Genomic DNA, 25590 nt, shown 5'->3' on the forward strand with positions numbered 1-25590 from the left:
CCTCCGCTAACTGATGAATCTTAGTTTCTTTACTAAGATATAGCTTCGCCAAATTAGAACATTCTTCCTTCTAATCCTTAAATTTGCACGGGATAAAGTGCAAGCACTGAATGACGGGCTTTCTCGTCATTCAGTGTTTGTCGATGGGAATTCTGACATTAAACCCTAAACTTCCCGATTGAATTTTGCAGTTCATCCGCCATCTTGGCCAGTGCTTGACTGGATGCGGCAATCTGTTCCATAGATGCGGACTGCTCTTCGGTAGCAGCCGAGACAGTCTGAGTTTGGCTGGATGCCTCCTTGCTGATATGCTCAATATCCCGTATCGAATCCACGATTTGCTGGCTTCCGGAAGCCATCTGTTGAATTGCTGCTGAAATTTCCCTGACTTGGGTGGAAACTTCACCGATAAGATTTACAATCTCTTTAAATGCCTGTCCAGCAGAGTTTACAACTTCAGATCCAACCTTTACTTCACGGGTGCCATCATGCATAGCATTGACTGCACTGCCGGTTTCCTGCTGAATTTCTGCGATCAAGCCGGCAATTTCCTTAGCCGCTTCCTGGGATTGCTCAGCCAGCTTGCGTACTTCCTCAGCAACTACGGCAAATCCTCTGCCTTGTTCGCCGGCACGAGCAGCCTCTATCGCCGCATTCAGTGCCAACAGATTGGTTTGGGCGGCAATTCCGGAAATCGCATCAACTATCTGACCGATTTCTTTCGATCGCTCACCTAATTGCCTAACTACCTGAGCTGTACCTGCTACCGTGATTTCAATGTTTTTCATCTGGGTCACCGCTGCTTCCACAGCCTTATCTCCTTGGCCAGCCGCAGTTGCAGTCATTTCAGCAGATCTCGAAACAGTATTAGCATTCGCCGCAATCTCCTGAACACCTGCCGACATCTGCTCCACGATGGATGCTGTATCATCTATAGCAGCTTCTTGCCTGGTTGCTCCTGCAGCTACATCAGTAATTGTTGCGGCAATCTGATTCGTGGCAGAGGCTGACTGCTCGGCACTGGCCGTTAGTTCCTCTGAAGAAGCCGCTACTTGTTCTGAAGTGTAGGCTATATTTTTGACTAAAACCCGCAAGTTGTCCGTCATAGTATTAAATTCAGCAGCCAGCTGACCAACTTCATCTTGAGAAATAAGATCCATTCTTCTTACCGCTAAGTTGCCTTGGGCGATTTCGCGAACTGTTCCTACTAACTGAGCCAGGGGATTAGCAATCATCCTGGCGATATACCAACCTATGCCCAAAGCCAAAACTATAGCGGCGAAAGTTATTCCTATCATAAGTTTGCTTACCATTGAAGCTAACGACTTGCTTTTTATCTCTTCATCATCGGCAATTTGGGCATTATAATCAGCAAGTTCCTCTAAAAGGGCATTCACAACATCGAGGTCGTCAGCAGCATTAGCAGCAAAATATGTATAGGCTTCATCCTGCTTTCCCGCTAATGCCAAATCCACTGCTTTGCTTCTTTCTGTCCGGTATATCTGCAATTCATCCATCAGCTTTGGTAATCGTTCTTGTTCGTATGTGTCCATAGTTGTCTTGCCATAATCGCTAAGGAGGGTGTCTACTTCCGCCGCCCGCTCTTGGACGTCCTGGAGAATCTCCTGCTGTCTGTCTTGATCCTGAGTGATAAATAATTCAAGAGTCATTGCCTCTACTGCCCTGCTTTGCCCCCGGGCTGCATTGAGCCATTTGATTGGCAGCAAATTATCCTGATACATACCTTCCAAAGAAGCAGCTAAGTTATTGGCGGAATATATCCCCACGAAGCCTACAAGCCCAAGAAATACTGCCATGAGCAGGACTAAACTATTAATTTTTGAGGCTGTTTTCAGATTGCGGAATTTTTGCATTGCTGTTACCCCCTTTTGCTTACGCTACAAATAATTTCTGAAAGTAAACATTCCTGAGTGCAGTTTCTATACTTAAATAATTCTATTGAGATTTATAAATTCCTCTAACATAAGTTTAAGTTTAGGGCAATTATTTATTAATAATAAAAGAGGAAGCCTTTTTGGGCTTCCCCTTCTACACTGCACTAAGCTAAAGTGCAATCAATATTTCCTGTAAATCAAGTTTCAATGTTCTCCATGCAGGATAAATCATCGCCAATATTCCCACCAAAAGAGAACCGATAACCAAAGCGCTTCCTAATCCGACATGAAAGGCAAAGGAAAATTTGCCATAGCCTAATAACGGCCCCAGAACCAGGGGAGCAACGATTCCTATACTGTAGCCAAGAAGACTTCCGACAAGGCTGATGATCAGCGCTTCTCGGCCAAGCAAGAATAATATATGCTTTTGACGAAAGCCAATCGCACGGAGCACTCCCAGTTCCCGAATCCGGTCATTCACATTTCCGGCCAAGGTCACGATAATCACCATGGCTCCAATTAAGCCCATGGCTAAGGAGATAGCCCGGGAAAAACTGGTGAAGCGCTCCACATTCTCTTGGGAGCCTTGAACGAGCTGAGTCACTTCCGTGACATTAGCCGACTCCAGAACAGGCCTTAATTGGGCTACGGTCTGTGCAGCATCCGGCGTGTTAAGTTCGATCAAGGACCATTCGGAAGTAATTCCTGTAAGAGTTCGGGCAGTATGGATCGTTGTAAACACTCCTTGGTCCTCAGAGCCCCCTGTCTCTGCCATAATTCCTACCACCGGATAGTTTCCCTTCCCCAAATCCAGAGTATCCCCTATCTTCAGGTCAGAACTCATAGCCAACCGGGAACCGATGACCACCTGGTTGTCTTGAGCAGCCATGCCCTCAATTTTCCACCATGGCTTCATCTTAAGCTCTTGGTCGAAGTCAACGCCGATAATCATAAAGGTTTGGCCCGGGGTTTCCGCTGAGCCAATAACTTTGGGAGCAATGATCACTTCCTGGCCCACCTCTTGGGAGACCTTCTCCCCAGTACCGGCATCCAGCTTCTTGACCTCATACTCCACTCCTGAGACAGATAATCCGCCATAGCTTAAATTCAAGTGCTCGGAGCGCGGACTAATCACTACATTGGCACCATATTCGGTTAAACTTTTCTGCAAGTTTGCTTTCATTTCCAACGCCAGAATCGTTAAGGCGGAAATGGCCGCAACGATAAAGGCAAAAATCAGGATCAAAAAGAGGGTTTTGCCCGGTCTTCTACGCAGATTTTGCAGAGCGATGTGGTTAAGTGTCATATATACCTCCGGAATAGAAGTAAGCAAAATTCCTTAGAAATAACGCAAGGCTTCAACAGGATCAAGCCTGCTGGCCTGCCAGGCTGGATAGATGCCGGCTATAAGGCTGATCACCAGAGCGGCTGCCAGAGAATAAAGGGCAAGCAGCGGCTGAAAGGGTACCTGAACGGTCATCTGGACCACAGTGGAACCCAATTGCATCGCCAGCCCCATGCCCAGAGCAAAGCCCATTAAACCTCCTAAGGCGCTGAGCAGGCTGACTTCATAAAGAAACATACGCAGAATATGCTTTTTCCGAAAGCCAATGGCGCGCAAAATTCCAATATCCCGTGTCCGTTCTTTAACTGCCGAGATCATGGACATGGCCACTACAAAGCCACTGGTCATGAGCAAAATCACGGATATCACCGCAGCAAAAAGGCTGAACTGAGCGACGGTATCATCCCTTGATTCTATGGTGGACTGGAGAGCGGCCACTTTAGTACCGGGAAGTTTTTCACTTAATTGCAGGCTGACATCTTCAATGGGACAGGTATAGCAAAGCACTGCTGCTTCAATAAGGCTGATAGCGGTGGGCTTATCTTCAACTTTTTGCAAGGCAGGCAAATCCATAAAGATCGCCTGGTCATTCTCCAGGGAACCTGTGGGTTGGATGATTCCTCCTACCCGGAATTTTTCCCCTTTAATTTCAACCTCTTGCCCAAGGCTAAGATCAAGGATGCGTGCCACTTCGCTGCCGATCAGAATCTCGTTGCTCTTTGGGAGCTGACCAGCTGCCAATCCATCAATCGTCCACCACTTTTTTAGGCGCAGCTCCTCAGGGAACTGCACCCCCACCAGGAGTACTCTCTTCGTGTTTATCTCCCCTTCGGCAAGCAGTTTAGGGGATATGGTGGCTAACGTCTCATTATTCTTAATGGTTTTCATCTGCGGGATCATGTCCATATCCAGCTCTTGGCCCGGGCTGGTTCCCACGGTCACCCCGCCAAAGGATAAGGTTTCGCCAGTCTTGGGGAGAATGAGAAGATTGGAGCCAAACTGGTCGATTTTATCAGCTACATCCTGTTCCATAGAGCGGGTGGTGGTAAAAAGAAAGACACTGGAGGCCACACCGATGATGATGCTGAATAAAAGCAAAAGAGAACGCAGTTTGCGCCGTTTTAAATTCCCCAGAGTAATGGTGAAGAGGTTCATATCACACCACCGACCACAGGCTGAGGAGCTTTTTCAATAATTCCATCCCGAATCTGCACCGCATGGGAGACATAGGCAAGATTCTCCAGATTATGGGTCACCATAATGATCGTCTGCCCCTCTTTATTCAAGGCTTGGAAGAGTTCCAGAATTTCCTTGGCCGTCTTGGTGTCAAGGCTTCCTGTCGGTTCATCGGCGAACAGAATCACTGGATTATTGACGATGGCCCGGGCAATGGCCACCCGGTTTTGCTCGCCACCGGAAAGCTGGTTAGGCAGGCGTAGAGACTTACTGCCCAGCCCCACCTTTTCCAGAACGTTTTGAGCCATCTCACGCTGGGTTCGATCCGAGTGCCGGGTGATCGCTAAAGGGAGCATCACATTTTCCAGGGCGGTGAGATAGGGTATCAACTGATATTGCTGAAAGACAAAGCCAATATACTCGTGGCGGAAATCAGCTCTGCGCTCTTCATCCAGCCCATAGATATCAATATCATCGATGAAGACCTTACCCTCTGTGGGCAGATTCAAGGCACCGAGGATGCTGAGCAGGGTGCTCTTCCCTGAGCCGGAAGGTCCCAGCAAAGCCAGAAACTGACCTTGAAGAACCTGGAGATTCGTATCTTTCAGGGCATAGACTGTTCCCTCGCCGCCTTGATAGATTTTTGCTACATGATCGACCTTGATTAAACTCATCTTCAACCTCCCTGCTGCTCAAGGCTATTTACCTGAATACTGCTGGATTCCATGGGCAAGCTATTGACTAAACTCTGGGCTTCCAGGCATCCAGTATCCCTTGATCTACCTCCAGGTTATCCCCATTTTGAGTATAGATAAGGCGATCCGGCGGATAAGCCTGGCATCCTCCGCTTAAGCCTTTGAAAGAGTCCAAGGCCCAGGTAGTGTTGCAGGCATTGCAGACCAGCTTTGTCCCTTCAATCCGGAAAGAGTCACTGTTGCAGGGCTCACAAATACTCACAGCCACAATGGCTTTGCCATCGGGCAGAGCGATAGCGGTAAGCGGAATGGTCTTGTGATTGACCTGATATTGAGTATAGATAAATTTCTTTTCCTTAAGTTCGGATAACGTGGTGACCACCACTTTGCCGTTTGCGGCCTGAACAGGTGGCGTTTCCACCTGGGGAAGAGGAGACCCGCTGTAATCGAAGGTTTGACCAAGAGTTGCGACAGCGTATTGATCCCCGTCGGAGCCTTTGTTCCCCAGGAAAAAGCTTCCAGCAATAATGGCGATTCCTAGTACGATCACTCCGCCAATCAGAGGCGCCTTACTTTTTTTCTCAGGTTGGGTGAATTTTTCTTTTTTACTGTTTTGGTTATTGCTCATCAGATCCATACCTCCATAATTTTTGTTTGGACAGTCATACCATATACAATACAAGTGAGCGATCGTCCACGGTCTGTACCTCACGAAACCTCTCAGAAAATAATAGCTTAAACGTAATCTTTACAAACTGGCCTTTCCTAAATATAATCAAAATACGAGAGTTTTTCAAGTAAGCCTATCATCTTTCTAATATTTTCTTGTTCTTCGTTCAGGGCACCGCCTTTCACACTCACTTTCTTTGCCTAAAACACTATGCTATACTGATTAACTGAAATCATCAGATCAATCCAATCAATCAATAAACTTCTACTAAACTTCCGACAAATGAGGAGGATACTCATGCAGCATAAATTCTCAAGAACTGAGCTTCTTATCGGCAAATCCGCCTTGGCGAAGCTCAGCCAAAGCACAATCATCATCTTCGGCATAGGCGGCGTAGGCTCTTATACCGCAGAAGCCTTAGCACGGGCCGGCGTGGGGCATTTAATCCTCGTGGACTACGACGAGATTTGCCTGACCAATATCAACCGTCAGCTTCATGCTCTCCATTCCACCATCGGTAAAGCAAAGGTTGATGTCATGAAAAACCGCATCTTGGATATTAACCCCAAAGCGAAGGTGGATGCCGTTAAAGAATTCTTCTCCGCTGAGAATGCGGAAAGCTTCCTGGGCCAAAAGCCGGATTATGTGGTGGACGCCATCGATACCGTCTCCGGTAAAGTTGCCCTGGCTAAGGAATGCAGCCAGCGCAATATTCCCTTGATTGCCAGCATGGGAGCCGGCAATCGCCTTTCTGCCGAAAATTACCGCATTACAGATTTATCCAAAACCAGCGGTGATCCTTTGGCCAAGGCCGTGCGGAAATTACTGCGCAAAGAAGGGATTACCAAGGGAATCAAAGTCGTCTATTCTCCCGATCTCCCCCTTACTCCTCTGGATACGGAAGCCGACTGCCGCTCCAACTGCATTTGCCCGGGGGGCGATGCCCATTGTGCCCTTAAACGGCAGATTCCCGGCAGCATTTCCTTTGTTCCTCCTGTATCAGGACTTCTCATGGCCGGGCAGGTCGTGAATGACCTAATTGCCGATTGTCCCCGTGAGGCCTGAAAACTAAGAAGACCGAAAGCAAACGGCTTGGGTCTTCTTTATTTTTACTGATGGCTGTGATTTCCCTATGAAAAACTTATGACTTTCTTATGAATTCCATGAATAATCCAGATTGATTACTTTCCAACAGCAATTTGGTCCACTAAAATTAAACTATGTTGAAAAAGAGGTGAATCTTCATGCGAATTCTCTTAGTTGATGATGAAAAAAATATCAGCAATGTCCTGAAAGCGTATTTACAGCAAGAAGGGTTTCATGTGACCACAGCGGTCAATGGCCTCGTAGCCTTGACCTTATTTAAAGAGAACTCCTACGATCTCGTCCTTCTCGATCTTATGCTGCCAGGTTTATCCGGTGAGGAGATCTGTAGAGAGATTCGTAAAATCTCGGCCACTCCCGTTATTATGCTCACAGCCAAGGTCGAGCTGGAGGATCGGCTGCAAGGCCTTAACTTGGGTGCCGATGACTATATCGGCAAACCTTTCAGTCCCCGGGAAGTGGTGGCCCGGATCAAAGCCGTGCTTAGGCGAACCCATATTGAGACCTCTCTCCTTGCCGACAGCATCACTTACGATAACGGTTTGACCATTGATAACGCACAGCACGAAGTCCGTTTACAGGAAGAGGTTATCTCCCTTACCCCCACTGAGTTCAAAATTCTTGGTGCTTTAGCCAAGTATCCGGGGCGAGTGTATTCCCGGGGGCAGTTGGTACAAATCGTCCAAGGCCATGATTTCGGCGGGGATGAACGGGTAATCGATGCCCATATCAAAAAATTACGCCAGAAACTTGAGCGAGTACCCAGCGATCCTAAAATTATACTGACGGTCTATGGAGTCGGCTATAAATTCAATGCCCATAAGGAGGAGTAAACTCATGCGTAAACGCTTATTTCTCTCCTTCCTGGCCATTATTCTCCTGACCTTATTGCTCAGCATTCTGTCCGTTAACTTTGTCTTCCAAAAACATTTCAGTGATTATCTCGCCCGCTCCACGGAAGTAACTCTGGAACAATTGCCCGAGCGTTTAAGCAGCAGTTTCTTCAGCCATGGGTGCTGGAATTCCGATTCCCTGTATAACATCGCCCACTCCCTTCCCTTTGGAACCCATATCGTAATCAAAGAACCCTCCGGGAAGACCATCTTGACCCTCATCAACCCCATGGAATCCATGCTGAAAAATGATCCCGGTCTATGGATGGACATGGGTTTAAACTACACCATCGAGGAATGGAAAAACAAGACCCTTATGATCTCCGGTCCCAATGGAGTCTTTGCTGTTGCGGAAGTTCGCTATCCGGCCAGGGCCAGGGTTTTGAACCCTGCTGATCAATCCTTTATTTCCGCTATCTACCAATCCTTGTTTCTGGCCGGAGCTTTGGCCTTGATCATTGGCATAATCCTGAGTTATTGGATCAGTCGGCGCCTGACTTCCCCTTTGCAGGGGTTGACGAAGGCCGTGCAGAGGGTGGGGGAAGGATCTCTGGACGAACAAGTCCCAGTTACCACTAAAGATGAAGTCGGTCAATTGGCTACTGCCTTCAATGGGATGGCCGAAAACCTGAAAAAGCAGGAACGGCTCCGCAAGCAGTTCACTGCAGATATTGCTCACGAATTGCGCACTCCCTTAACCTCTATCCGCAGTTATATCGAAGCCTTCCAAGACGGAGTTCTGCCAGCCGACAAGGAGAACCTTGCCATTATCAATGAAGAAATTGAGCGGTTGACAAGGTTATCCAGCGATCTTAAAGATCTCAATGTCGCGGAGATGGGAGCCTTACGCCCTTATTTGACTCAGGTCAATCTTTCCGCCCTTATCGATAAAACAGTGAATATGCTCTCCCCGCTTATCCAGGAAAAAGGAATTTCTTTAACATGGCACAAGCCTGAATCAATTCTTATCGAAGGGGATGAATACCTGCTAACCCGCCTCTTCTACAACCTTCTTCACAATGCTTACAAATTTACGGAAAGTCCGGGCAAAATTGAGGTTCAAATGGAGCTTCGCCATCAGGAGGTCCTGATCACCATTTCCGACTCTGGAATCGGTATTCCTGAAGAAGATCTTCCCTTTATTTTCGAACGGTTCTATCGCTCAGAAAAATCCCGCTCTCGGGAAACTGGCGGTACAGGCATCGGCCTCGCCTTAGCTCAACAGATCGCTCTTCTTCATCAAGGGACACTTACGGTCGAAAGCTGCCCAGATAAAGGCAGCCGATTTATGCTCCTACTTCCCCTAACCATTGGAGAAAAATCCACCTCCGTCTAAAACAGAAAGTTTCTCTGCCGTAAGGAGTCCGAAGGGTTTAATTCACATGATCTTCACAACAAAATTCACACGATATTCATGATTATCCGCTATGATGATGTTGTTATGGTATTGCCCATTTAAAATCAACTATTGTAGGGAGGAATTGAAATGATAAAAAAACTCGCTTTAGGAGTCATTACCGCAGCCCTGCTGATTGTCGGAACTACTGCCGTCTTTGCAGAAACCGGTGGTTCCGCGCAACCTGCTCAGAATCAAGGCTGCTACGGGCCACAATGCGGAGCGTCACCCTGCGGTCCTATCAATAACAGCTACTAATTCTAAGTCTGCGGCCACTTTCTGACCCACTCAGTCGCTGAAGTCTGATTATGTAAAAATTGTAGCCATGGTAGTTTTGAAAATTAAAATAACCATGCTATAATTTTTATATTAGAAAGGAGTGTTGCCTTTTGAAATGTCCAGTCTGTGATGCAGAACTGACCATGTCCGAAAGACAAGGTATAGAGATTGATTACTGCCCTAAATGCCGGGGTGTCTGGCTAGACCGAGGTGAGCTGGATAAAATCATTGAAAGAAGCAATTCTTTTGCCAGTTCCGTAAACCCTGCCCCTGCCTCAAGTAATGCTCCTAATCCCAGACAGCAATACAGCGGACAAACTTATGAGCAGCCTTATGGGCAGCCTCAGCACAACCCCAATTATTCTAATCAGGATTACTATTACAAAAAGAAACGGCGTAAATCTTTCCTTGAAGAGTTATTTGACTAAACAGAGGACGTGTGAAATCTTAATTTTCTCACGGCCCATAAACTTAGAGACACTAATCTATTAAAGATGGCACGACCACCCTTACACCAGGGTAGCTGCCATTTTTCTCATATTATGAGCTATACAATCACCTGCCTTAGCTCTGCAGACCTCAATCCGGAATCTTGGCGTTTATAGACTCTTCATAGCCTTTAGTGACTCAATTGTGCCAAATCTTTCTATACAACTTCATTTACTAAATGTTTGGATTAGAGTAAAATTAACTAAACATTTTCCAAGCTTTGAAAACAAAGAAAACTTTGCTTGTTGGAGGAGAGACTGGATCATGGATACTATCAAGGCCATAGAGTTAAGAAAAAGTGTGCGGAGCTATCTGCCCAAACCTGTAGAAGCAGAAATTATAACCCAACTTGTGAGAGCCGGCAATAGTGCGCCTAAAGTGGGGATCTTCCATACTTCAGTCATTGAGAATCCTGGAATATTAGGAGAAATTAACGAAGAAGCCTTAGTACAATACCAGAACTCCGGCGACAAACTTCTGATGGGGCGGGCGGCACTGGAAGGGTATCAGCCCCTATACGGCGCTCCTGTCTTCTTTCTCTTTTCTGCCCCCTTTGCCAACCCTCTGAAAGAAGCCACCACCTCCTGTGCCGCAACATGTATTACCATAGCGGCAACGGCACTGGGACTGGGTTCTTGTTATATTCATTCTGCCTTACAGGGTATCAGAGGAAATTCAAAACTTATGGAAAAAATCGGTATCCCCTTTGGCTTAACTCCTATCTGCGGAGTCGTGGTAGGCCATTCTGCCGAAGATTCCTTGTCTCCCCACCGTTCCATCACAGAAAATGTGAATTATTGCCGATAAAAAAAGCGCCTGCCCCCGTGACTTGGTTGGGGCAGACGCTCATATTTATAGATTCAGATGATTAGCCCGCTTGACTTATTGTGTTCTTTATTGCCCCTCTATGCCCGGCATCAACCGGGAAAAGATGTCTCAAGAACCCTTTGTTTAAGATGGGGAATTTATCCACCAGTTTATGCATAAAGAAACGATCTACACCAATTGCCCCCGAAGCAGCTGCAAAGTATAAAACAAATAAAAACCCAATAACCATTTGGGGGTTAGAAGATACTGTACCCGAAAGTAAAAAGGAAAAATTCATGGTTAGAGCGAAAAATGCTGCTAATGTGGTAAAACAGCCAAGAATAAGACCCAGACCGATCATTACTTCACCGGTTTTAACCATAACGGCCATGATATCTGCATTAGGTAAGAACACATGGCTGATCAGCCAGCCCCAAGTGTCGGTTACATTGGCTTTCCCGGTTTTACCCGCAGCTGCCATAGCTTCCGCCGTCTGAGCCAAGCCGCCTTTTAAGAAACCACCGACTGAGTCTCCGTTAAAACCGGTTTGGAACTTACCAATGCCGGCATTAAGGAAGTAGTAACCAAAGTAGAGACGAATCAATAGGGCAATAACGGATTTGATTGGATTTTTCATTTAAAACCCTCCTGCAAAATTATAATAATATCAGTGCTTTTTGATCTGAGGTTAGGCCTCCTCTCCCCGCCTCAGTAACACTTATATCTACATCAAGATTACATTGCAAATATCATGCCAATACTAAAAAGGCTTATTTTCACTATGATATTCAGAATTAACGGTTAACTGTTAACACTGTCAAGTTAACAGTGTTAACTCAGACCCTATTCACTTTGCTCTTATATCTATCTGTGCTGAAGAGACAGTTGTTAACCCTGAGGGCAAAAGCAAAATTGCCCATAAGACTGCCATGAGGATTGCCTTAAACAGATTAGGGAGAACGATTATGCGTGATGAACTATTTGAATCCTTTCCTTTTGGGATAATCCGTATAGACTCCGCCAACAAAATACAGCGGATGAATTATTATGCCAAACAACTGACTCATGCCCTGGATCAGGAATCTTTAGAGACCCTTCTCACCTTAAAACCGAAAAATGATATTACCACATGGTCTGTGGCCAATCATCAGATTGCTTTAAATGTCGAACTCTTTATGGTAAGCGGCGACTCCAACCGCCTGCTTCTGCTTGGGTTGGAACCGAATTTTACATCTGCACTTCCTCCCCAGTTTGAACGAGCGCTTGAAGATCTGACCACAGATCCGGAAGAGATCGTGCTGCGAATTGTAACTATGATCAGCGAGGCAACCTCTTTTGAACGTTTTGATTTGGTACGGGTGAATCCCCAGCTTCGCAAATACAGCTATGCTTACTCCATTGGTTTGGAAATAGAGGGCAGTATCTACGCACCTTATTCTCAGATTCGCAAGACCGGTTTAGGCTGGATTTTAGAAACGGAAGCTCCCCAACTGAGCTCCTCTCTTCAGCCGGAAGGTTTCTCCTTCAGCGAGGATCCCATGCTCTATCGGACAGGATTTCGTTCCGCCCTGAGAGTTCCTATCCTCTTTGGTCACGAGGTAATCGGCGCCATCTTATTGGGCGGCACCAAAGCCTTGCAATTTGAGATAGAAGATGCCTATTTAATTAGCCAGATTTCCCGGCACTTCAGTCAGGCCTTTTATCATTCCGGAATAATCCAGGAACGCTCTTATCAGGCTATGGCTACATCAGCCTTTCTGCACAGCATGGCGGAAAACCTTAAAGATGATCACATCCTTGATTTTCTCAATGACTATTGCATTCAATTGCAAATCGCCACTCAGCTGGAAAGCATTTATCTTTGTCTCCTTGATCAGACTCACCAACAGCAAAAACTCCTCGTTAGCGCAGGCAGAAAATTTCCCCAGAAAAATGAGTGGAAACCTTTGGACAAGGAAATCGCCGCAATGCTTCAAGCAAAGAGTATTGTCTGCTATAGCTTAGTCCATACCTCAATCCAAAATACGGACGAACTTTTGAACCAGGGATTTACCTCTACTCTTTACGCTCCCATCGAACATCGGGAAACTATTGTCGCCGCGCTGGTGGCCGCCGCAATGGACGAAAAAGCTTCTTCCCCCTATATGTCCGGATTATTCAAAGTAGCTACAGAGCAACTTAGCTCTGTAGTAGCCCGCCTCCCAAACGCTCCCGGTGCTGTCCCTGAACCAAACTCTTCTCGGCAGCTCCCTAAGCCAACAAGAAAAGATCGTCTACAAGATCAAGAGACTTCCGGATTTTCACGAATTATCGGCAGCTCCAGAATCATGCAGGACACGCTCCAGAATGCTGCCCGAGCTGCTCAATATGACTTCCCCATATTGATTACCGGTGAAACAGGAACCGGGAAAGAGCTGCTGGCGAAAGCGATTCATCAATCAAGTCAAGTTGCTCAGGGTCCGTTTATTGTGGTTAATTCGGCAGCTATACCGGCTAATCTTTTAGAATCCGAGCTTTTCGGTTATCAGGAGGGTGCTTTTAGCGGCGGAGTGAAAGGCGGCAAGCCCGGAAAAATCCTGCTGGCCAATCGAGGAACTTTGTTTCTGGATGAGATTGGTGAGCTTTCTCCGGAACTGCAAGCAAAACTCTTAAGAGTTATCCAGGAACAAGAAATAGAACCTTTAGGCGCTATCAAGCCCATTCCGATTAAGGTCCGCATTCTCTCCGCAACCCATCGCGACCTTAGTTCGATGGTTGAGCAGGGAGAATTCCGGGAAGATTTATTATATCGACTTAATTCTATTGAGATCAAAATCCCTCCCTTACGAGAGCGGGGGCAGGATATTCTGGAATTAGCCGAGCATATGCTTCAGTTCCTTGCTCAAAGTCATGATACTCCGGAAAAAACCCTTTCCCCTGGCGCTCAAGACCTCTTTCTCAAATACACTTGGCCGGGCAATATCCGCCAACTCCAAAATATTATCAACCGGCTTTACGTTTTTGCGGAAGGTTCCACCATTCATACTCAGGATCTGCCTCCTGACCTGCGGGTGGCTGAGACGGACAAGGGACATTCCGAGAAAGAAGAAATCTCAGGCTTACTTGCAGAGTTTGGAGGAAACAAAACCGCTCTGGCACAATATCTGGGGATTACCCGGACCGGTCTTTGGAAAAAGCTAAAACGTCTAGGACTTCAATAAATGAATCAGGGGGACAGAATCAGGGGGACAGGTACCATTATTCATCTGAATAATGGTACCTGTCCCCCTGATTCACCCCTGCCAAAGGAACCCACTCACCCGTGGGAAAAAGTCTCCATTCTCCGTCCGCCATAAAGTTCAGCGGATAGATCTTCCTGGCCAATAATGCCGCAGGCATCAGCCCGGCAATGTTGGCAGTGACGGAATTGCTTCAGATAAATTTCTCCGTCACTACGGGCTTTATTGATTTGTTCGCAGGTGGGGGCCGGAATATCCTTCAGCTCATGCTGAGGTATAAGAGGGATGATATTATGCACTGTTGCCCCTGCCTTCTTTACCGTACGGGCAATATCTCCGATGCCGTGATCATTGATTGTGGGAATGAGTACTGTATTGACCTTGACCATTATCCCTCTTTGACTTGCTTGCTGAATCCCGCGCAACTGATGAGCAAGCAATATCCGCCCTGCTTCTTCACCCCTGTAAACCTTCCCCTCCCAAAGGATATGAGAGACCACCTTGGATGCGCTCCAAGGATCTACGGCATTGACCGTCACCGTTACAGTGCGGAGTCCCAAATCATACAAAAGATCCGCTTTGCCGGGGAGAGCTAATCCATTGGTACTCAGGCATTTAATTAAGTGGGGGTACGCTTTGTGAACCTGCCGGAAAGCTTCGACTGCATGAAAAGAGGCCAGAGCGTCCCCGGGTCCGGCAATCCCCACTACCGTGATTTCCGGACACAGTTCCAAGGCTTTGCCCACTATATCAACTGCTTCTTCTATGGGAAGGATGCCTTTGGCAACTCCGGGGCGCAATTCCTTACTATTGCAGGCCCGCCGGCAAAACCGGCACTGGATATTGCAGGCGGGGCTGATCGGCAGATGAAGTCTGCCCTTTTTCCCATGGACTGCTCCGTTGAAGCAGGGATGATCAGAAATATTAGGAGTTCGCAATTGATACTCCATCTGAGTTTCTATCAGCTGCTCTATTTGATTGATGATCTGCCTTCGCAAGGGTCTTACACCTTGAGCCTCAATTTCCACGGCCATTTCAGCCTTGGCACCCCTCCTCTGGAGCCGGATGCCGCTTTCATCATTAATGCTTATGATGGACCCTCCTCTCCTTCTGCTTTTTCAGATAGGAGATATATCCTGTTAAGATATCTTCAATAAAGCCGGTCATCTCCAAGACCTGAACATTGTGTCTCTGCAGCACTGCCTTAGCGTAAGATCCTACTTTGACCGCAAAGAGAACCTGGCAGTCAGATAGTAAGGAGATACTATCTGCAAAAGTCTGATCATCATGCTCACCGAAACGGCAGGGAGGACTGTTTTCACGACGTTCCGCGAAGGTCCAGGCATAGGACTCCTCATTGATTTCCACGATATAAAAGCAGGGACTATGCCCAAAATGCTGACTTACGAATTTCCCATCCTTAGAGGCAAAGGCTGCCAACATAAGCACCTCCCCTTTCCTTCAGAGATAGTATTCCGTTACCTCTTCATCGGCAAAATGCAGAAGCTTGAGGATTTGATTGCGATAATCGACAAATTCAGAAGCTCCCCGATTGCGGGGATGGTACATATCCAATTTTAACTCTTTCATGATGCGCCCCGGCCGGGGCGACATCACAATAATTCGATTGGAAAGATAGATAGCTTCGTCCACATCGTGGGTAATAAGGATCATGGTGGTACCGCGCTGCTTCCAGAGATTGATCAGCTCATCCTGGATATTCATGCGGGTAAAAGCATCCAGAGCACCCAAAGGTTCATCCAGAAGCAGAACATCCGGTTCATTGGCCAGTGCCCTAATCAGAGAAACCCGCTGGCTCATGCCTCCGGAAAGCTGATGAGGGTAAGACTTATGAAACTCCTCCAGCCCAATGAGTTGGAGCAATTTTGAAATGCTTTCTTTTTTCTCCTGATATTTCCCCTCTGCTTTCAGCCCGAAAGCAACGTTATCCCAGACATTGAGCCAGGGAAAAAGCGTTGGATCCTGAAAAACCAACCCTCGCCTGGCACTGGGTTCCTCTATCCTTTTCCCATCGCAAAAAGCTCCTCCATGAGTGGGTGTCTCCAACCCGGCGATAATTCGCAAAAGGGTGGATTTACCGCAGCCGCTGGCCCCCACGATGGACACAAATTCTCCCGGCTGAATATCTATACTCACATCACTTAAGGCAGTCAGGGTCGTAGCCAGATCATTGCGGGCAAAAATTTTAGTAACATTCTTGATTTGGATATACCCTTTTCCTCCGTTCATTGGATCGTCCCTTCCTGCCAGCGCAATACTCGTTTTTTCACTTGGGTCAGCACGATGTTCACCACAGTGAAGGTCAGGCAAATGACAATAACCGCTGCATACATCTTGCCAAACTCCGCCCAGCCCTTTTGCCAGTTGATATACCACCCCAACCCTGACTCCACTCCCATCATCTCCGCCACCATAAGGGTAGTGCAGGCTACACTCATGCCCTGGGTTAACCCTTGAAAGATATTCGGCATAGCGGCAGGAAAGGCAACTTTAAAAATAAGCCGTCTCTGCCGTGCACCCAGGGTTCTGGCGACTTCAAAATAGGATTTGCGCACATTCGCAACTCCTGTCAGAGTGGCTATGGTCACCGGATACCAGACTCCTAAAGCAATGAGAAACACACTTCCTTTAAACAATGAAGACGCTATGATCAGAACAATAGGCAGCCAGGTGGTGGAAGGAATCGGGCCTAAGATCTTAATGAGCGGCATAACCCAGTAATGAACTTTTTTCGACCATCCGGCAGTCACGCCGGTGATGAGGCCAACAATGCCTCCAAAAAAGTATCCCGTAAACAGCAGAATGAGCGAATTTCTGATGCAATCCAACAGCAGCACCCGGTCCTCAATGATGGCATTGAGAATCTTGTCCGGCCAGGGAAAGTAAGGAAGGGGCAGTTTTCCGGTTTTAAGAGTCAGGTAATCAAATATAATCAGCACAATAAAAACTGCGCTATAAAAAGGAGCTTGAGCCCTTAAGCTTTCATGAACTTTTTTGGAGAAGAAAGACCCAATGAACCGTCCCAGCAGCAGGAGCACAAAGAATCCCACAAACAGCGGATAAACCGCTGTTGTGGTATTGAATTTATAGTTGGGCAGGAAATAATATTGCAGAAAGAGGGTTACGGCCACGGCTACAGGTGCACCACTGATCATATAATCTAAAGTTCGCTGCCATTCAGTCTTGGGGCGTTTTTCCAATTCCGCCAGCTGGTCGCTGGTCAACGGCGGTGTGGTGCTCATGATAATTTCCCCTTTCGCTCATTAATTCTTCAGATCTTCCAGCTCAAACCGATGCCAGACTTGTTTCTTAAAGGTTTCAGCATCAAGATTCTGATCGATGACACCCAAGGCCTTATATTCGTCGATAGAATCATAGATTGATTTTTCCGTGCCATCGTTGGTGACGTTATAATTATAGAGCTTAAGCAAATCCACGGCATAATCAACACTGCCACTGATATGCTTATTATCCAGGAGAATCTGAGCTGTTTCTTCTTTATTTTCCTCTACCCACAGACTGGCCTTGTAAATTGCTCTGGTAATTTTTTCGGCAGTTACAGGATTCTCACGGATAAAATCTCCTGAGATACCCAGTACGCAGCAGGTTTCATTCTTAAAATCTTCATCCAGAGTAGTGGAACGAATTCTTTTCACCAGTCCTTCCTGGACCCATTTCTCAGCTAGTTGATCCGCAAGAACGGCTATAGAAGCTTCCCCTTTCTGCAATACCTGAAGAGCCTGTTCGGCAGGGAAGTCCTTCCAAGTAAAATCTCCCGGAACGTACCCATCATGGGCAATCAAACGATAGGCAATGTTATGATAGATACCGCCGATCCCGCCATTAATGGCCACAACCTTTCCTTTGGCATCCGCAAAGGAATTGATGGGCGAATCAGCCAGGGCAATGGCCGAGGCGCAGCCGGTGTGCAGGCCGACCGTAAATACCAGATCCACTCCGCTGGTGATGGGTTTAAGCCAGCCGGCAACCATGCCTGCCGAGGTATCGATTTTCCCGCCCACAATAGCGTCACGGGTATCTTCGGCACGGGTCAGCTCCGTATTAAGCCCTTCCGCCTCGAAAAAGCCTTTTTCTTGAGCAATGGCGATGGGCGCCTGGCACAGCCCGCCATTGTACCCAATATGAATCACCCGTTTGGCGGCCGGCTCCGCTTGATAGGCTGCCTCATATTGCTCCGGGGTCAGATTGGCGGATTCCCCGGGCTGCGGCTGTTCTGTCCCGACTTGGCTGCTTTGGGCCGGAGCCCCTTGGTTCGAAGCGCAGCCTGTAAGACTCCCTGCCAGCAGCGCTCCTGTAAGAAGCACTGCGGTTAATCGGAATACCAAGCCTCTTTGCGGTTTTCTCATACTCATCTTCTCCTTCTCACCATCTATTTTTCCTGGCTCATCCTTTGAGGTAACTGAAAGGATCCTTTTCGTACCATTCCTTTTTATAAGGAAGGTTCACATGTTGGGCCAAACGCCTGGGCAAGGAAGTATTCTCAAAGGCAAAAGCGATCCGTTTGACCAGGGAGAACAGCCCTCTGTATCCAAAGTAGGCCCGATCCACATCGAATAACTGAATGGCCGGCACCCCCATCTTCGCTACCCAACCCTGGGTGCCGTTGTGGGCAATCACCAAATCCGGTTGATACCGGGCGATTTGATTGGCCAATTCAAACAGCTGGTTGCTTACCGATACGTGAACTTCGGGCAACTCATCAGCCAAAGAGCCATAAACAGATTCTGCACCGTTATCATAGTGATAGGCTCTCACACCGATGACTTCCAGGCCCAGGTCCTTGAGAACTTTTGCTTCTTCGGCTACGCGGACGACCCCGCCGCTGATCAATACACGCTGGCCCTTGAGGGCCGGCAGGAAGGGCTGAAGAGCTTCGTTCACCTGCTTTTCCTCTTGGTCTGCCAGCCGATTAGCCTTCTCTTTCAAGCCGAAATGCTCAGCCACCGCAAGGAGCCATTTTCGCACCGCTTTCGTACCGATCGGCATTCCTTGGATTACATAGGATATGCCATACTTTTCCTTCAAATATGCAAGCAGATAATCGTCATGAACATTGCACATGCTGATATTCAACGCAGCCTGAGACATTTTACGGTACTCAGCCAAAGAACTGTATTCTGTGTAAACCTGTACATTAAGGTTCAAAGCCTTTAAAAGACGCACCAGTTCTTCCTCATCGGCAGGGCCGATGGAGGTGGCGTTAAACAAATTGACCGTGCGGTTTTTCTGGTAAGCAAAGTTTTGGATGGCCAGCTCATATCCGGGCTCATTTTCCTTAAGGGAAATGAAATCTTGCCCGGGAAGCGGTTCTAAAGGAAGATGCTTAAGCAGTCCGTGATAAAAGGAGTCATAAGCCGTTGCCACCACCCGGGTTCGAAAGCCCGGGCAATGAATGGAGACCAGATGGGCAGCAACTCCTTTCTGGGTTTGACGAACTACTTCTTCCACATCATCACCGATAATGCTTGGGGTACAGGTGGATACTACAAAAATGATCTCAGGACGGAAAGTTTTGTCCGCATATTCGACAGTTTCTCTAAGCTTCTTTTCCCCGCCGCCGATGACGTCTGACTCCTGCAAATTGGTTGTCAGCCAGACCAGGGCCTGCGGCTTCTTTCCCCGTTTCGCTTTGCCTTTATTGGCTGCGGGCCCAAGACTATGCAGTGTACTTCCGCACCCCACCGGACCGTGCATAATGATGACTGAATTCTCCACCGTTGCAGCCATCATCAGGGACAACTGCATCTGGCAGGCACCGGCTTGCCAAAACTTCCTGTTTTTTTGCAGCATGCATCCCGATTGGGCGCAGTCCAACAGCTCTTTCCCGCAGCCGCTGAAGCTGTCTCCGATGGTTAGACGCTGTTCCCGGGTGGGGGGAATATTTTGTTCATAATAGCTCATGTTTGACCTCCTACTTCGGGGCGACAAGGACATCGATCAGATCTTCAAATAAGTGCAGCCCGCCCCGGTATCCTGAATACCCTCGGTCCACAATAATGCGGTTGTATACGGGGAAGCTGACGCTTAAGTAATGGAGACCCCGGCCGACTGCCAGCTCCTTCTCCAGTGAACTGCCTAAGAGGTAAAGAGGAGTATAGGCATCAAAGTAACGCTGTCCCTGGTCCTGAGGATGCCTTTGCCTGAGAGTCACACCGATGCGGCTGGTGTCCCTTTCAAATATCAACTCACCCAGTAAATTCTTCGCCTGAAACGCCTCCCTGAGTAGTTCTTTTTGTCCGTCATGAAGAAGATCGGTTATGAAAATATCTTTGGGTACCCACCCTAACTCCCTTTCTAAAAACTCTGCATAGGGGATGGCATAGTTGGAGTTGGTGATTATGGCTGCATAAAATTTGTAGTCAGCATCGGTAAAAATATCCACAGCCCGTTCGAAATAGCCATAATACTCTTTGTTTTCCTGGGCAATAACCTCTTCAACCTTTTGCGGTTCTATCTCCAGCTTTTCTGCAACCTCCTTCAGAAAGTGATCAGTGGCTTCAGGACCGATGGGCAGATCGGTGATCCAGTAGGGTGTACCATGTCTTTGCTCAAAGTTCTCCACAAACTCCACCCCCCACACATGGGAAAACAGAATATTTAAGGTGGCTGACGGAGCACTAGTAAGGTTGGCAAAGGTCTGTTCAGGGGTAAAGAAGGTATTCACCTCCAGGCCCAGCTTTTCTAATAGCCGTTTTATTTCACTTAGATCTCCCCGAAAAAACGGGTCGTAAGAGGGCACCAAACCAAAAAGATTGACCAGTTTAGGTTTTTTAGGGTTAGACCTGGGCAGATACTTATTAAAAATACCTTCCAGGGTGATGGAATAGCCCGCATAGGCATCTCCCTTAAAACTGGGAGTGCTGATGGCGATGACAGGCTTTCTCCCGCCGGCAAATTCACTGACAACACCCTGCACGTCATCCCCGATCATCTCGGTCATGCAGCCGGTAGCTACGACGAATAAGTCGGCATCAATAAGGTCCAGCGTGGATTGAATTTCCTCATGCAGACGGTCACTGCCGCCAAAGACAATTTCCGTCTCGGTCACGGCACTGGTAGGCGCACTTTGACCACTGGCATAGCTGGAACCGCAGTATCCGGCTCCAAAAGCCGCGGCACCGCTGAGATTGCCTCCGCAGCCGAGGGTGCTGTGAATTATGGGCACCACCCTGGGCAGAGCACTCATGGTGGCCAGAGCCCCTCCCAATGCGCAGGATGTTCGCGGTCTTTCGATAAAGATTGCCATGGTTTTCCTCCCCTAAAGTCTTAATCAGATAAAAGCGGCTAAATCCCCGCAGCATTTCCCCCGACGACCACTCCCCTTTCCAAGGCCAACAATTGATCTGACCAGCTTGTCGCCCACTCTTGCAGTTCTTTTATTTCCAAGGGAGCGGGAACCTTAGAGCTTTTATGCTCCACAATTTTTTCGGCCAGGCGGGTATATACTTTTGCTTGTTCGGATTCAGGAGCAGCTTCAATGGTGGTCTTTCCCTGCAACTCACTTTGGGTTACTGTAATGGAGCGGGGAATATATTCCACCACCTGGGTCTGAGTCCGTTCAACAAAATCATCGACAATGGCTTTGGCATAGCCCTGGTTGATGGAATTGGCAATGACGCCCCCCAACAACGCTCCACCTGAATTGGAATATTTCTTGATCCCTTTAAAGAGATTATTGGAGGCATAAATGCTCATAAAATCTGATGAGGAAACCGTAAACACATGTTCGGCGATCCCTTCCCGAATCGGAATCGCAAACCCTCCGCAAACCACGTCCCCTAATACGTCATAAATGACAAAATCCAAATCCAGGCTTGCAAAGACTTTTTGCTGCTTAAACAATTCCACCGCTGTGATAATCCCCCGTCCCGCGCAGCCCACACCCGGGGCCGGGCCTCCTGCCTCCACGCAATAGATTCCATTGAAGCCCTCAAAGATTACTTCGGATGCTTTCACCACACTTTTTTCCCTCAAGGTATCCAGCACCGTAGGGATGTACCTTCCTCCCCGCAGCGTATTGGTGGAATCGCTCTTAGGATCGCAGCCAAACTGCATCACCTTATACCCGAGCTTTGACAAAGCTGCACTTAGATTTGATGTGGTGGTGGATTTGCCAATCCCTCCCTTGCCATAAATTGCAATCTGTGTGATTTTCTTTTCCATAACACCCTCCGCAAAAATTAGTTCTGTCTACTCCATACACTTCTGATGTGATCACTAAGCTAAAATCTTTACACAAAAGAAAAAGAGATCAAGTATATACCTTAAGATAAGGTCCTGCTTAATCTCCAGTTTACTGGTCAATTATTATCAAGTTGTCAGGTTTTGATGCTTAATCCCTATAGATTATGATCCTTTAACTAGGCTGTTCCTTTTCTGTTAACTTGGTTTTTTAACCTGAATTTCTCATTTTTATCAATCTGGATGACAATACCATCTTGAACAATTATCGTGACAGAACCATGTTTCATTGAGTCAATAATTTCTAATAGTGTTACTACCCATGAAGGATTAACCTGGCTGACGGCGGGTTGGACTTTTTCGCTCTCTTTAATCCTCAACACCTCCTGACAAGGGTACTTGATCAAGGCATTCCTGAATACGCCGCCTGAAACTATCTATGCTGTATACGCAAGTTTTCCCGCAATTTGCTTAACTATAGAGGAAATTCCAATTCCCCTGGAAAAAAGCACTTCTTTATGGCATTTTTTTGCTGCCTTTTTGGTATCCCACATACTGGCATGTGAACAAGCTCCCAGAATTACGATTACCAAATCCACGTCTTTAATTAATTTCTCTAAATTCCTTTTATTATGTTTCTTCGGAATGCCATCATAAAAGTGAATTTCGACCCGGCCTGTTTTTCCCAGAAGCTTACCATATGTTTCTTGATTATGATTTTGCCCACCTACGATAGCAATCCTCATTTTAATCCCTCTCCTTCCACTAGATGATAACACTTTTCAACACTTACTTATCCAATCAATTTACTATGTTTTGCATTAAAAAAAGAGAGCTGCAAACTTCATACCATTCTTTAATTTGTCTATGCAAAAAATTATATGTTTTTATTTTACTATTATTCCTATAGGATTTATAAATATATCTTAAGGGGTATTCTATTCTACAACAGATCTTTTGTCAATAGGAATTTCATCAAATTTTCTTCCCTTACATTCCCGGATTCTCTTATGTTCTTTCAATCTGGCATAAAAGTGCTTTCAACACCGGGAACCCGGAGATTGGATCGCGATTATAGAAATCAGTCAAATTATTGGCATTGGCATGGCGCCAGGGTTCCGCCTGGATCGGCCCTCCCCCGCCCACATTAAGTTCTACCACTCCCTGGGGAATGTCTTCCGTTACGGCAGCATAAAACTCCACACTTCCTCGTTCCGTAAGAATGACAACCTTATCGCCATTCCGGACACCACGAAGGAAAGCATCTTCCGGATTAATAATGACCTGAGGTTTTTCTTGAAGTTTGAGCAAACCAGGGATATTCAAATGCTGGGAACGGAAAGTAGATTGAATTCTCGCTCCGGTATTCAAAATCAAAGGATATTTCTTATACAAATCCGGGTTGCCGAACTTCCCTTCTGCGGGTTCTGAGTATACCGGCAAGCCGTCGTATCCATATTGGAGCAGTATGCCGGCATTGATTTCTACTTTGCCGGAGGGGGTATTAAATCCTGCTTGACCATCAGCCCGCAGCAACCCTTTCGCGTATTTTTGATACTGCGGTTCCGGCCGGGGTAAAAGAATTCCATCTTCTGCTTCCTGCAATCTCTCCAATACTTCAGGATTTTCAGCAAAAGCCTGCTTTAAAAACTCATCATCACCTTGAGGAAACAGCTCGCCATATCCTAACCGTTCAGCCAAAGCCGCCAAGATTGCCAAGTCGCTTTTTGCTTCACCCACTGGTTCAATCACTGGTCGTCTTAAACGCAGATAACCTGGATAACGCTGATAAGATGTGTTTTCAAAATAGGTTGTAGCCGGCAGCACTACGTCTGCGAATTGAGCATCCCGGGTGAGAAAACGATCTATTACCACCAAGAAATCCAAGCTTGCAAAGGTCTCTTCCCATATGTGGGTTTGGGGATAGGAGGTCAAAATAGATGCACCTATATTGATCAGCCCTTTGATTGGGTAGGGTTTACCTTCTAAGACTGCTTTGGGGAATTCCATAAATTGAGCACTTTCCGTGAGTTCGTAGAACAGTGGGTATTCTGCCGCACCAATCGGAGCTATGCCTTCAGGTTTATAGGCAAATAATCTTTGGTTCCCTGGTCGCAAGGCCTGATTGATGACTAACCCACCGGGCACATCGATATTTCCGGTAATGGCCCAAAGAAGATAGACAGCTCGAATGGATTGTACTCCCCCATTGGAATACTCCAATCCGGTATACGTCCTTAAAGTCGTGTGCTTCGTTGTTGCAATCAGACGGGCCAATTGAATGACTTGCTCAGCCGGAACCCCAGTAATTTTCTCCACTTCAACAGGGGAAAATTCTTTCACATATTCCCTTAGCTCGGCAAAGCCTATAGTCCAGCTCTCCACAAATTCTTTGTCATATAATTCTTCTTCAATCACCAAATTGAGAAGACCTAAAGCTAACGCGCCATCCGTCCCCGGGCGAACAGCGATCCACTGATCCGCTCTTTTGGCAATATCGCTGCGCATATGGTCAATGGCAATAATCCCTATTCCTTTCTGCTTCGCTTTTAGAATCCGGTCAAACATAAAGGGCGGGGAATCCGTAGCAGGATTTGCTCCCCAGACAACAATCAGCTTGCTGTTCTCAATATCCGGTTCTAAAGCGGGTCCCAGCAGCCCGAAATTCGCCTTAGGTGCCAATACACCGAAAGAGGTGAAACATAAGGAGCTTACACTAGCCACATTAGGAGAGCCAAAAGGCCAAAGAAATCTGGAAGTCATGGTTTCCCCACCACCGGTGAACTCCGCAAAAGACTGTTCAAAGGTTCCCCTTCCGCTATGACTGGCTACCGCTTGAGGGCCATATTTCTCCTTAATTGCCAGGAGCCTCTCAGCCACATAATTCAAAGCTTCATCCCAGGTGGTTTCCCTAAATTGACCGTCTCCCCGTTTTCCTGTACGAATCAGCGGTTTTTTCAAACGATCAGGTGAGTGAACCACTTCAGGTGCATGTTTTCCCCGAATGCATAAGGCTCCAAAAGGAACCCCCTTTAAAGGAGAGATCTCCACTAATTCACCGTTCTTAACTCCAACTTCTACAGCGCACCCTCCCGGGCAAATCCCGCAAATTGTTTTCTGGGTTACCTTGGTACTCATTTTCATCCCACCTACCCCTTCTTATTTTGTCAAACATAAAGTGATTCCGCCTGCCTTAATGACCCTAATTCCTGCCTTAACAATGACTGTATCAATTATCCGCTTGAGTCCTCCATTCATGGTTTTCATGGTTATATAATAAAGGCCCCATAACATCAGTATTTCACTAATGTCATAGGGCCTTTAGTTGACTAATCAGCCATTGAGTTAAGGAGATATTCAATTATATACCCGACTAAACCTAGTTGATTACTTTTATTTA

Annotated in this window: 24 protein-coding genes; 7 read left to right on the forward strand and 17 right to left on the reverse strand. The window is 47.0% G+C overall.

The genetic code is table 11. From position 1 onward, the window contains the following. Positions 1–158: 158 nt before the first annotated feature. The 5 genes from DESLBE_RS09965 to DESLBE_RS09985 form a co-directional block, all read right to left on the reverse strand. A complete protein-coding gene (locus tag DESLBE_RS09965; RefSeq protein ID WP_144676537.1) occupies positions 159–1874 on the reverse strand; it encodes a methyl-accepting chemotaxis protein in 1716 nt (571 codons plus the stop codon). A 190-nt stretch (positions 1875–2064) separates the two neighbouring features. Continuing rightward, positions 2065–3201: an FtsX-like permease family protein gene (locus DESLBE_RS09970; protein WP_144676539.1), complete on the reverse strand. Its 1137-nt coding sequence runs from the start codon at positions 3199–3201 to the stop codon at positions 2065–2067. 33 nt (positions 3202–3234) lie between these two features. Continuing rightward, positions 3235–4395: an FtsX-like permease family protein gene (locus DESLBE_RS09975; protein WP_144676541.1), complete on the reverse strand. Its 1161-nt coding sequence runs from the start codon at positions 4393–4395 to the stop codon at positions 3235–3237. Beyond that, on the reverse strand, positions 4392–5090 hold the full coding sequence (locus DESLBE_RS09980) for an ABC transporter ATP-binding protein (RefSeq protein WP_144676543.1): 699 nt from the start codon (positions 5088–5090) through the stop codon (positions 4392–4394). Before DESLBE_RS09980 ends, DESLBE_RS09975 begins: the two co-directional genes overlap by 4 nt. A 67-nt stretch (positions 5091–5157) precedes the next feature. Continuing rightward, positions 5158–5739 carry a DUF2318 domain-containing protein gene (locus DESLBE_RS09985; RefSeq protein WP_144676545.1) on the reverse strand — a complete coding sequence of 194 codons (582 nt, stop codon included), beginning with the start codon at positions 5737–5739 and terminating at the stop codon, positions 5158–5160. Between the two features lie 339 nt (positions 5740–6078). Here DESLBE_RS09985 and DESLBE_RS09990 point away from each other — a divergent pair, with 339 nt between their 5' ends. From DESLBE_RS09990 to DESLBE_RS10010, 6 genes are all read left to right on the forward strand, one after another. Beyond that, complete coding sequence (locus DESLBE_RS09990; protein WP_144676547.1) at positions 6079–6846, forward strand: tRNA threonylcarbamoyladenosine dehydratase; 768 nt, start codon at positions 6079–6081, stop codon at positions 6844–6846. Positions 6847–7025: 179 nt separating this feature from the next. Continuing rightward, a complete protein-coding gene (locus DESLBE_RS09995; RefSeq protein WP_005817393.1) occupies positions 7026–7718 on the forward strand; it encodes a response regulator transcription factor in 693 nt (230 codons plus the stop codon). A 4-nt stretch (positions 7719–7722) separates the two neighbouring features. Further along, positions 7723–9114, forward strand: a complete 1392-nt coding sequence (locus tag DESLBE_RS10000) for an ATP-binding protein (RefSeq protein WP_144676549.1) — start codon at positions 7723–7725, stop codon at positions 9112–9114. A gap of 150 nt (positions 9115–9264) precedes the next feature. Further along, positions 9265–9432: a hypothetical protein gene (locus DESLBE_RS26550; RefSeq protein WP_015943386.1), complete on the forward strand. Its 168-nt coding sequence runs from the start codon at positions 9265–9267 to the stop codon at positions 9430–9432. A gap of 131 nt (positions 9433–9563) precedes the next feature. Continuing rightward, the gene (locus DESLBE_RS10005) at positions 9564–9881 is read left to right on the forward strand and encodes a zf-TFIIB domain-containing protein (protein ID WP_144676551.1); all 318 of its coding nucleotides are present in this window, start codon (positions 9564–9566) and stop codon (positions 9879–9881) included. Positions 9882–10206: 325 nt separating this feature from the next. Continuing rightward, positions 10207–10749 (forward strand): nitroreductase family protein, encoded by a 543-nt coding sequence (locus DESLBE_RS10010; protein WP_005817398.1) that lies wholly within the window; start codon positions 10207–10209, stop codon positions 10747–10749. Positions 10750–10810: 61 nt separating this feature from the next. On the opposite strand, the gene DESLBE_RS10015 is transcribed toward DESLBE_RS10010, so the two are convergent. Continuing rightward, complete coding sequence (locus DESLBE_RS10015; protein ID WP_005817399.1) at positions 10811–11386, reverse strand: DoxX family protein; 576 nt, start codon at positions 11384–11386, stop codon at positions 10811–10813. A gap of 328 nt (positions 11387–11714) precedes the next feature. On the opposite strand from DESLBE_RS10015, the gene DESLBE_RS10020 reads away from it, so the two are divergent. Further along, on the forward strand, positions 11715–13949 hold the full coding sequence (locus tag DESLBE_RS10020) for a sigma 54-interacting transcriptional regulator (protein ID WP_144676553.1): 2235 nt from the start codon (positions 11715–11717) through the stop codon (positions 13947–13949). Between the two features lie 95 nt (positions 13950–14044). Here DESLBE_RS10020 and DESLBE_RS10025 read toward each other — a convergent pair whose 3' ends face one another. The 11 genes from DESLBE_RS10025 to DESLBE_RS10075 form a co-directional block, all read right to left on the reverse strand. Next, on the reverse strand, positions 14045–15001 hold the full coding sequence (locus DESLBE_RS10025) for a radical SAM protein (RefSeq protein ID WP_144676555.1): 957 nt from the start codon (positions 14999–15001) through the stop codon (positions 14045–14047). A 46-nt stretch (positions 15002–15047) separates the two neighbouring features. Further along, positions 15048–15410, reverse strand: coding sequence for a NifB/NifX family molybdenum-iron cluster-binding protein (locus tag DESLBE_RS10030; protein ID WP_144676557.1), 363 nt, complete (start codon positions 15408–15410; stop codon positions 15048–15050). A gap of 18 nt (positions 15411–15428) precedes the next feature. Then, complete coding sequence (locus DESLBE_RS10035) at positions 15429–16217, reverse strand: ABC transporter ATP-binding protein (RefSeq protein ID WP_144676559.1); 789 nt, start codon at positions 16215–16217, stop codon at positions 15429–15431. Continuing rightward, positions 16214–17230: an ABC transporter permease subunit gene (locus tag DESLBE_RS10040; protein WP_144676561.1), complete on the reverse strand. Its 1017-nt coding sequence runs from the start codon at positions 17228–17230 to the stop codon at positions 16214–16216. The genes DESLBE_RS10035 and DESLBE_RS10040 overlap by 4 nt, the downstream gene beginning before the upstream one ends. A gap of 21 nt (positions 17231–17251) precedes the next feature. Continuing rightward, entirely contained in the window at positions 17252–18355 is a 1104-nt protein-coding gene (locus DESLBE_RS10045; protein WP_011461517.1) for an ABC transporter substrate-binding protein, read from the reverse strand. A gap of 37 nt (positions 18356–18392) precedes the next feature. Further along, entirely contained in the window at positions 18393–19910 is a 1518-nt protein-coding gene (locus DESLBE_RS10050; RefSeq protein ID WP_144676563.1) for a nitrogenase component 1, read from the reverse strand. 10 nt (positions 19911–19920) lie between these two features. After that, a complete protein-coding gene (locus DESLBE_RS10055) occupies positions 19921–21255 on the reverse strand; it encodes a nitrogenase component 1 (protein WP_144676565.1) in 1335 nt (444 codons plus the stop codon). Positions 21256–21293: 38 nt separating this feature from the next. Beyond that, positions 21294–22172, reverse strand: a complete 879-nt coding sequence (gene nifH / locus DESLBE_RS10060; protein ID WP_144676567.1) for a nitrogenase iron protein — start codon at positions 22170–22172, stop codon at positions 21294–21296. A 197-nt stretch (positions 22173–22369) separates the two neighbouring features. Continuing rightward, positions 22370–22570: a YezD family protein gene (locus DESLBE_RS10065; protein ID WP_011461520.1), complete on the reverse strand. Its 201-nt coding sequence runs from the start codon at positions 22568–22570 to the stop codon at positions 22370–22372. Positions 22571–22627: 57 nt separating this feature from the next. After that, on the reverse strand, positions 22628–22936 hold the full coding sequence (locus DESLBE_RS10070) for a DUF2325 domain-containing protein (protein ID WP_041272609.1): 309 nt from the start codon (positions 22934–22936) through the stop codon (positions 22628–22630). Between the two features lie 262 nt (positions 22937–23198). After that, the gene (locus tag DESLBE_RS10075; protein WP_243131282.1) at positions 23199–25328 is read right to left on the reverse strand and encodes a molybdopterin-dependent oxidoreductase; all 2130 of its coding nucleotides are present in this window, start codon (positions 25326–25328) and stop codon (positions 23199–23201) included. Positions 25329–25590 lie beyond the last annotated feature (262 nt).

It is taken from the genome of Desulfitobacterium sp. LBE (assembly GCF_007830365.1).
Taxonomy (GTDB): Bacteria; Bacillota; Desulfitobacteriia; order Desulfitobacteriales; family Desulfitobacteriaceae; genus Desulfitobacterium; species Desulfitobacterium hafniense.

Bases quoted from the DNA above. Each gene is read 5' to 3' on its own strand.
- DESLBE_RS09965 (WP_144676537.1), bottom strand. From the start codon at position 1,874: ATGCAAAAATTCCGCAATCTGAAAACAGCCTCAAAAATTAATAGTTTA.
- DESLBE_RS09970 (WP_144676539.1), bottom strand. From the start codon at position 3,201: ATGACACTTAACCACATCGCTCTGCAAAATCTGCGTAGAAGACCGGGC.
- DESLBE_RS09975 (WP_144676541.1), bottom strand. From the start codon at position 4,395: ATGAACCTCTTCACCATTACTCTGGGGAATTTAAAACGGCGCAAACTG.
- DESLBE_RS09980 (WP_144676543.1), bottom strand. From the start codon at position 5,090: ATGAGTTTAATCAAGGTCGATCATGTAGCAAAAATCTATCAAGGCGGC.
- DESLBE_RS09985 (WP_144676545.1), bottom strand. From the start codon at position 5,739: ATGAGCAATAACCAAAACAGTAAAAAAGAAAAATTCACCCAACCTGAG.
- DESLBE_RS09990 (WP_144676547.1), top strand. From the start codon at position 6,079: ATGCAGCATAAATTCTCAAGAACTGAGCTTCTTATCGGCAAATCCGCC.
- DESLBE_RS09995 (WP_005817393.1), top strand. From the start codon at position 7,026: ATGCGAATTCTCTTAGTTGATGATGAAAAAAATATCAGCAATGTCCTG.
- DESLBE_RS10000 (WP_144676549.1), top strand. From the start codon at position 7,723: ATGCGTAAACGCTTATTTCTCTCCTTCCTGGCCATTATTCTCCTGACC.
- DESLBE_RS26550 (WP_015943386.1), top strand. From the start codon at position 9,265: ATGATAAAAAAACTCGCTTTAGGAGTCATTACCGCAGCCCTGCTGATT.
- DESLBE_RS10010 (WP_005817398.1), top strand. From the start codon at position 10,207: ATGGATACTATCAAGGCCATAGAGTTAAGAAAAAGTGTGCGGAGCTAT.
- DESLBE_RS10015 (WP_005817399.1), bottom strand. From the start codon at position 11,386: ATGAAAAATCCAATCAAATCCGTTATTGCCCTATTGATTCGTCTCTAC.
- DESLBE_RS10020 (WP_144676553.1), top strand. From the start codon at position 11,715: ATGCGTGATGAACTATTTGAATCCTTTCCTTTTGGGATAATCCGTATA.
- DESLBE_RS10025 (WP_144676555.1), bottom strand. From the start codon at position 15,001: ATGGCCGTGGAAATTGAGGCTCAAGGTGTAAGACCCTTGCGAAGGCAG.
- DESLBE_RS10030 (WP_144676557.1), bottom strand. From the start codon at position 15,410: ATGTTGGCAGCCTTTGCCTCTAAGGATGGGAAATTCGTAAGTCAGCAT.
- DESLBE_RS10035 (WP_144676559.1), bottom strand. From the start codon at position 16,217: ATGAACGGAGGAAAAGGGTATATCCAAATCAAGAATGTTACTAAAATT.
- DESLBE_RS10040 (WP_144676561.1), bottom strand. From the start codon at position 17,230: ATGAGCACCACACCGCCGTTGACCAGCGACCAGCTGGCGGAATTGGAA.
- DESLBE_RS10045 (WP_011461517.1), bottom strand. From the start codon at position 18,355: ATGAGAAAACCGCAAAGAGGCTTGGTATTCCGATTAACCGCAGTGCTT.
- DESLBE_RS10050 (WP_144676563.1), bottom strand. From the start codon at position 19,910: ATGAGCTATTATGAACAAAATATTCCCCCCACCCGGGAACAGCGTCTA.
- DESLBE_RS10055 (WP_144676565.1), bottom strand. From the start codon at position 21,255: ATGGCAATCTTTATCGAAAGACCGCGAACATCCTGCGCATTGGGAGGG.
- nifH (WP_144676567.1), bottom strand. From the start codon at position 22,172: ATGGAAAAGAAAATCACACAGATTGCAATTTATGGCAAGGGAGGGATT.
- DESLBE_RS10070 (WP_041272609.1), bottom strand. From the start codon at position 22,936: ATGAGGATTGCTATCGTAGGTGGGCAAAATCATAATCAAGAAACATAT.
- DESLBE_RS10075 (WP_243131282.1), bottom strand. From the start codon at position 25,328: ATGAGTACCAAGGTAACCCAGAAAACAATTTGCGGGATTTGCCCGGGA.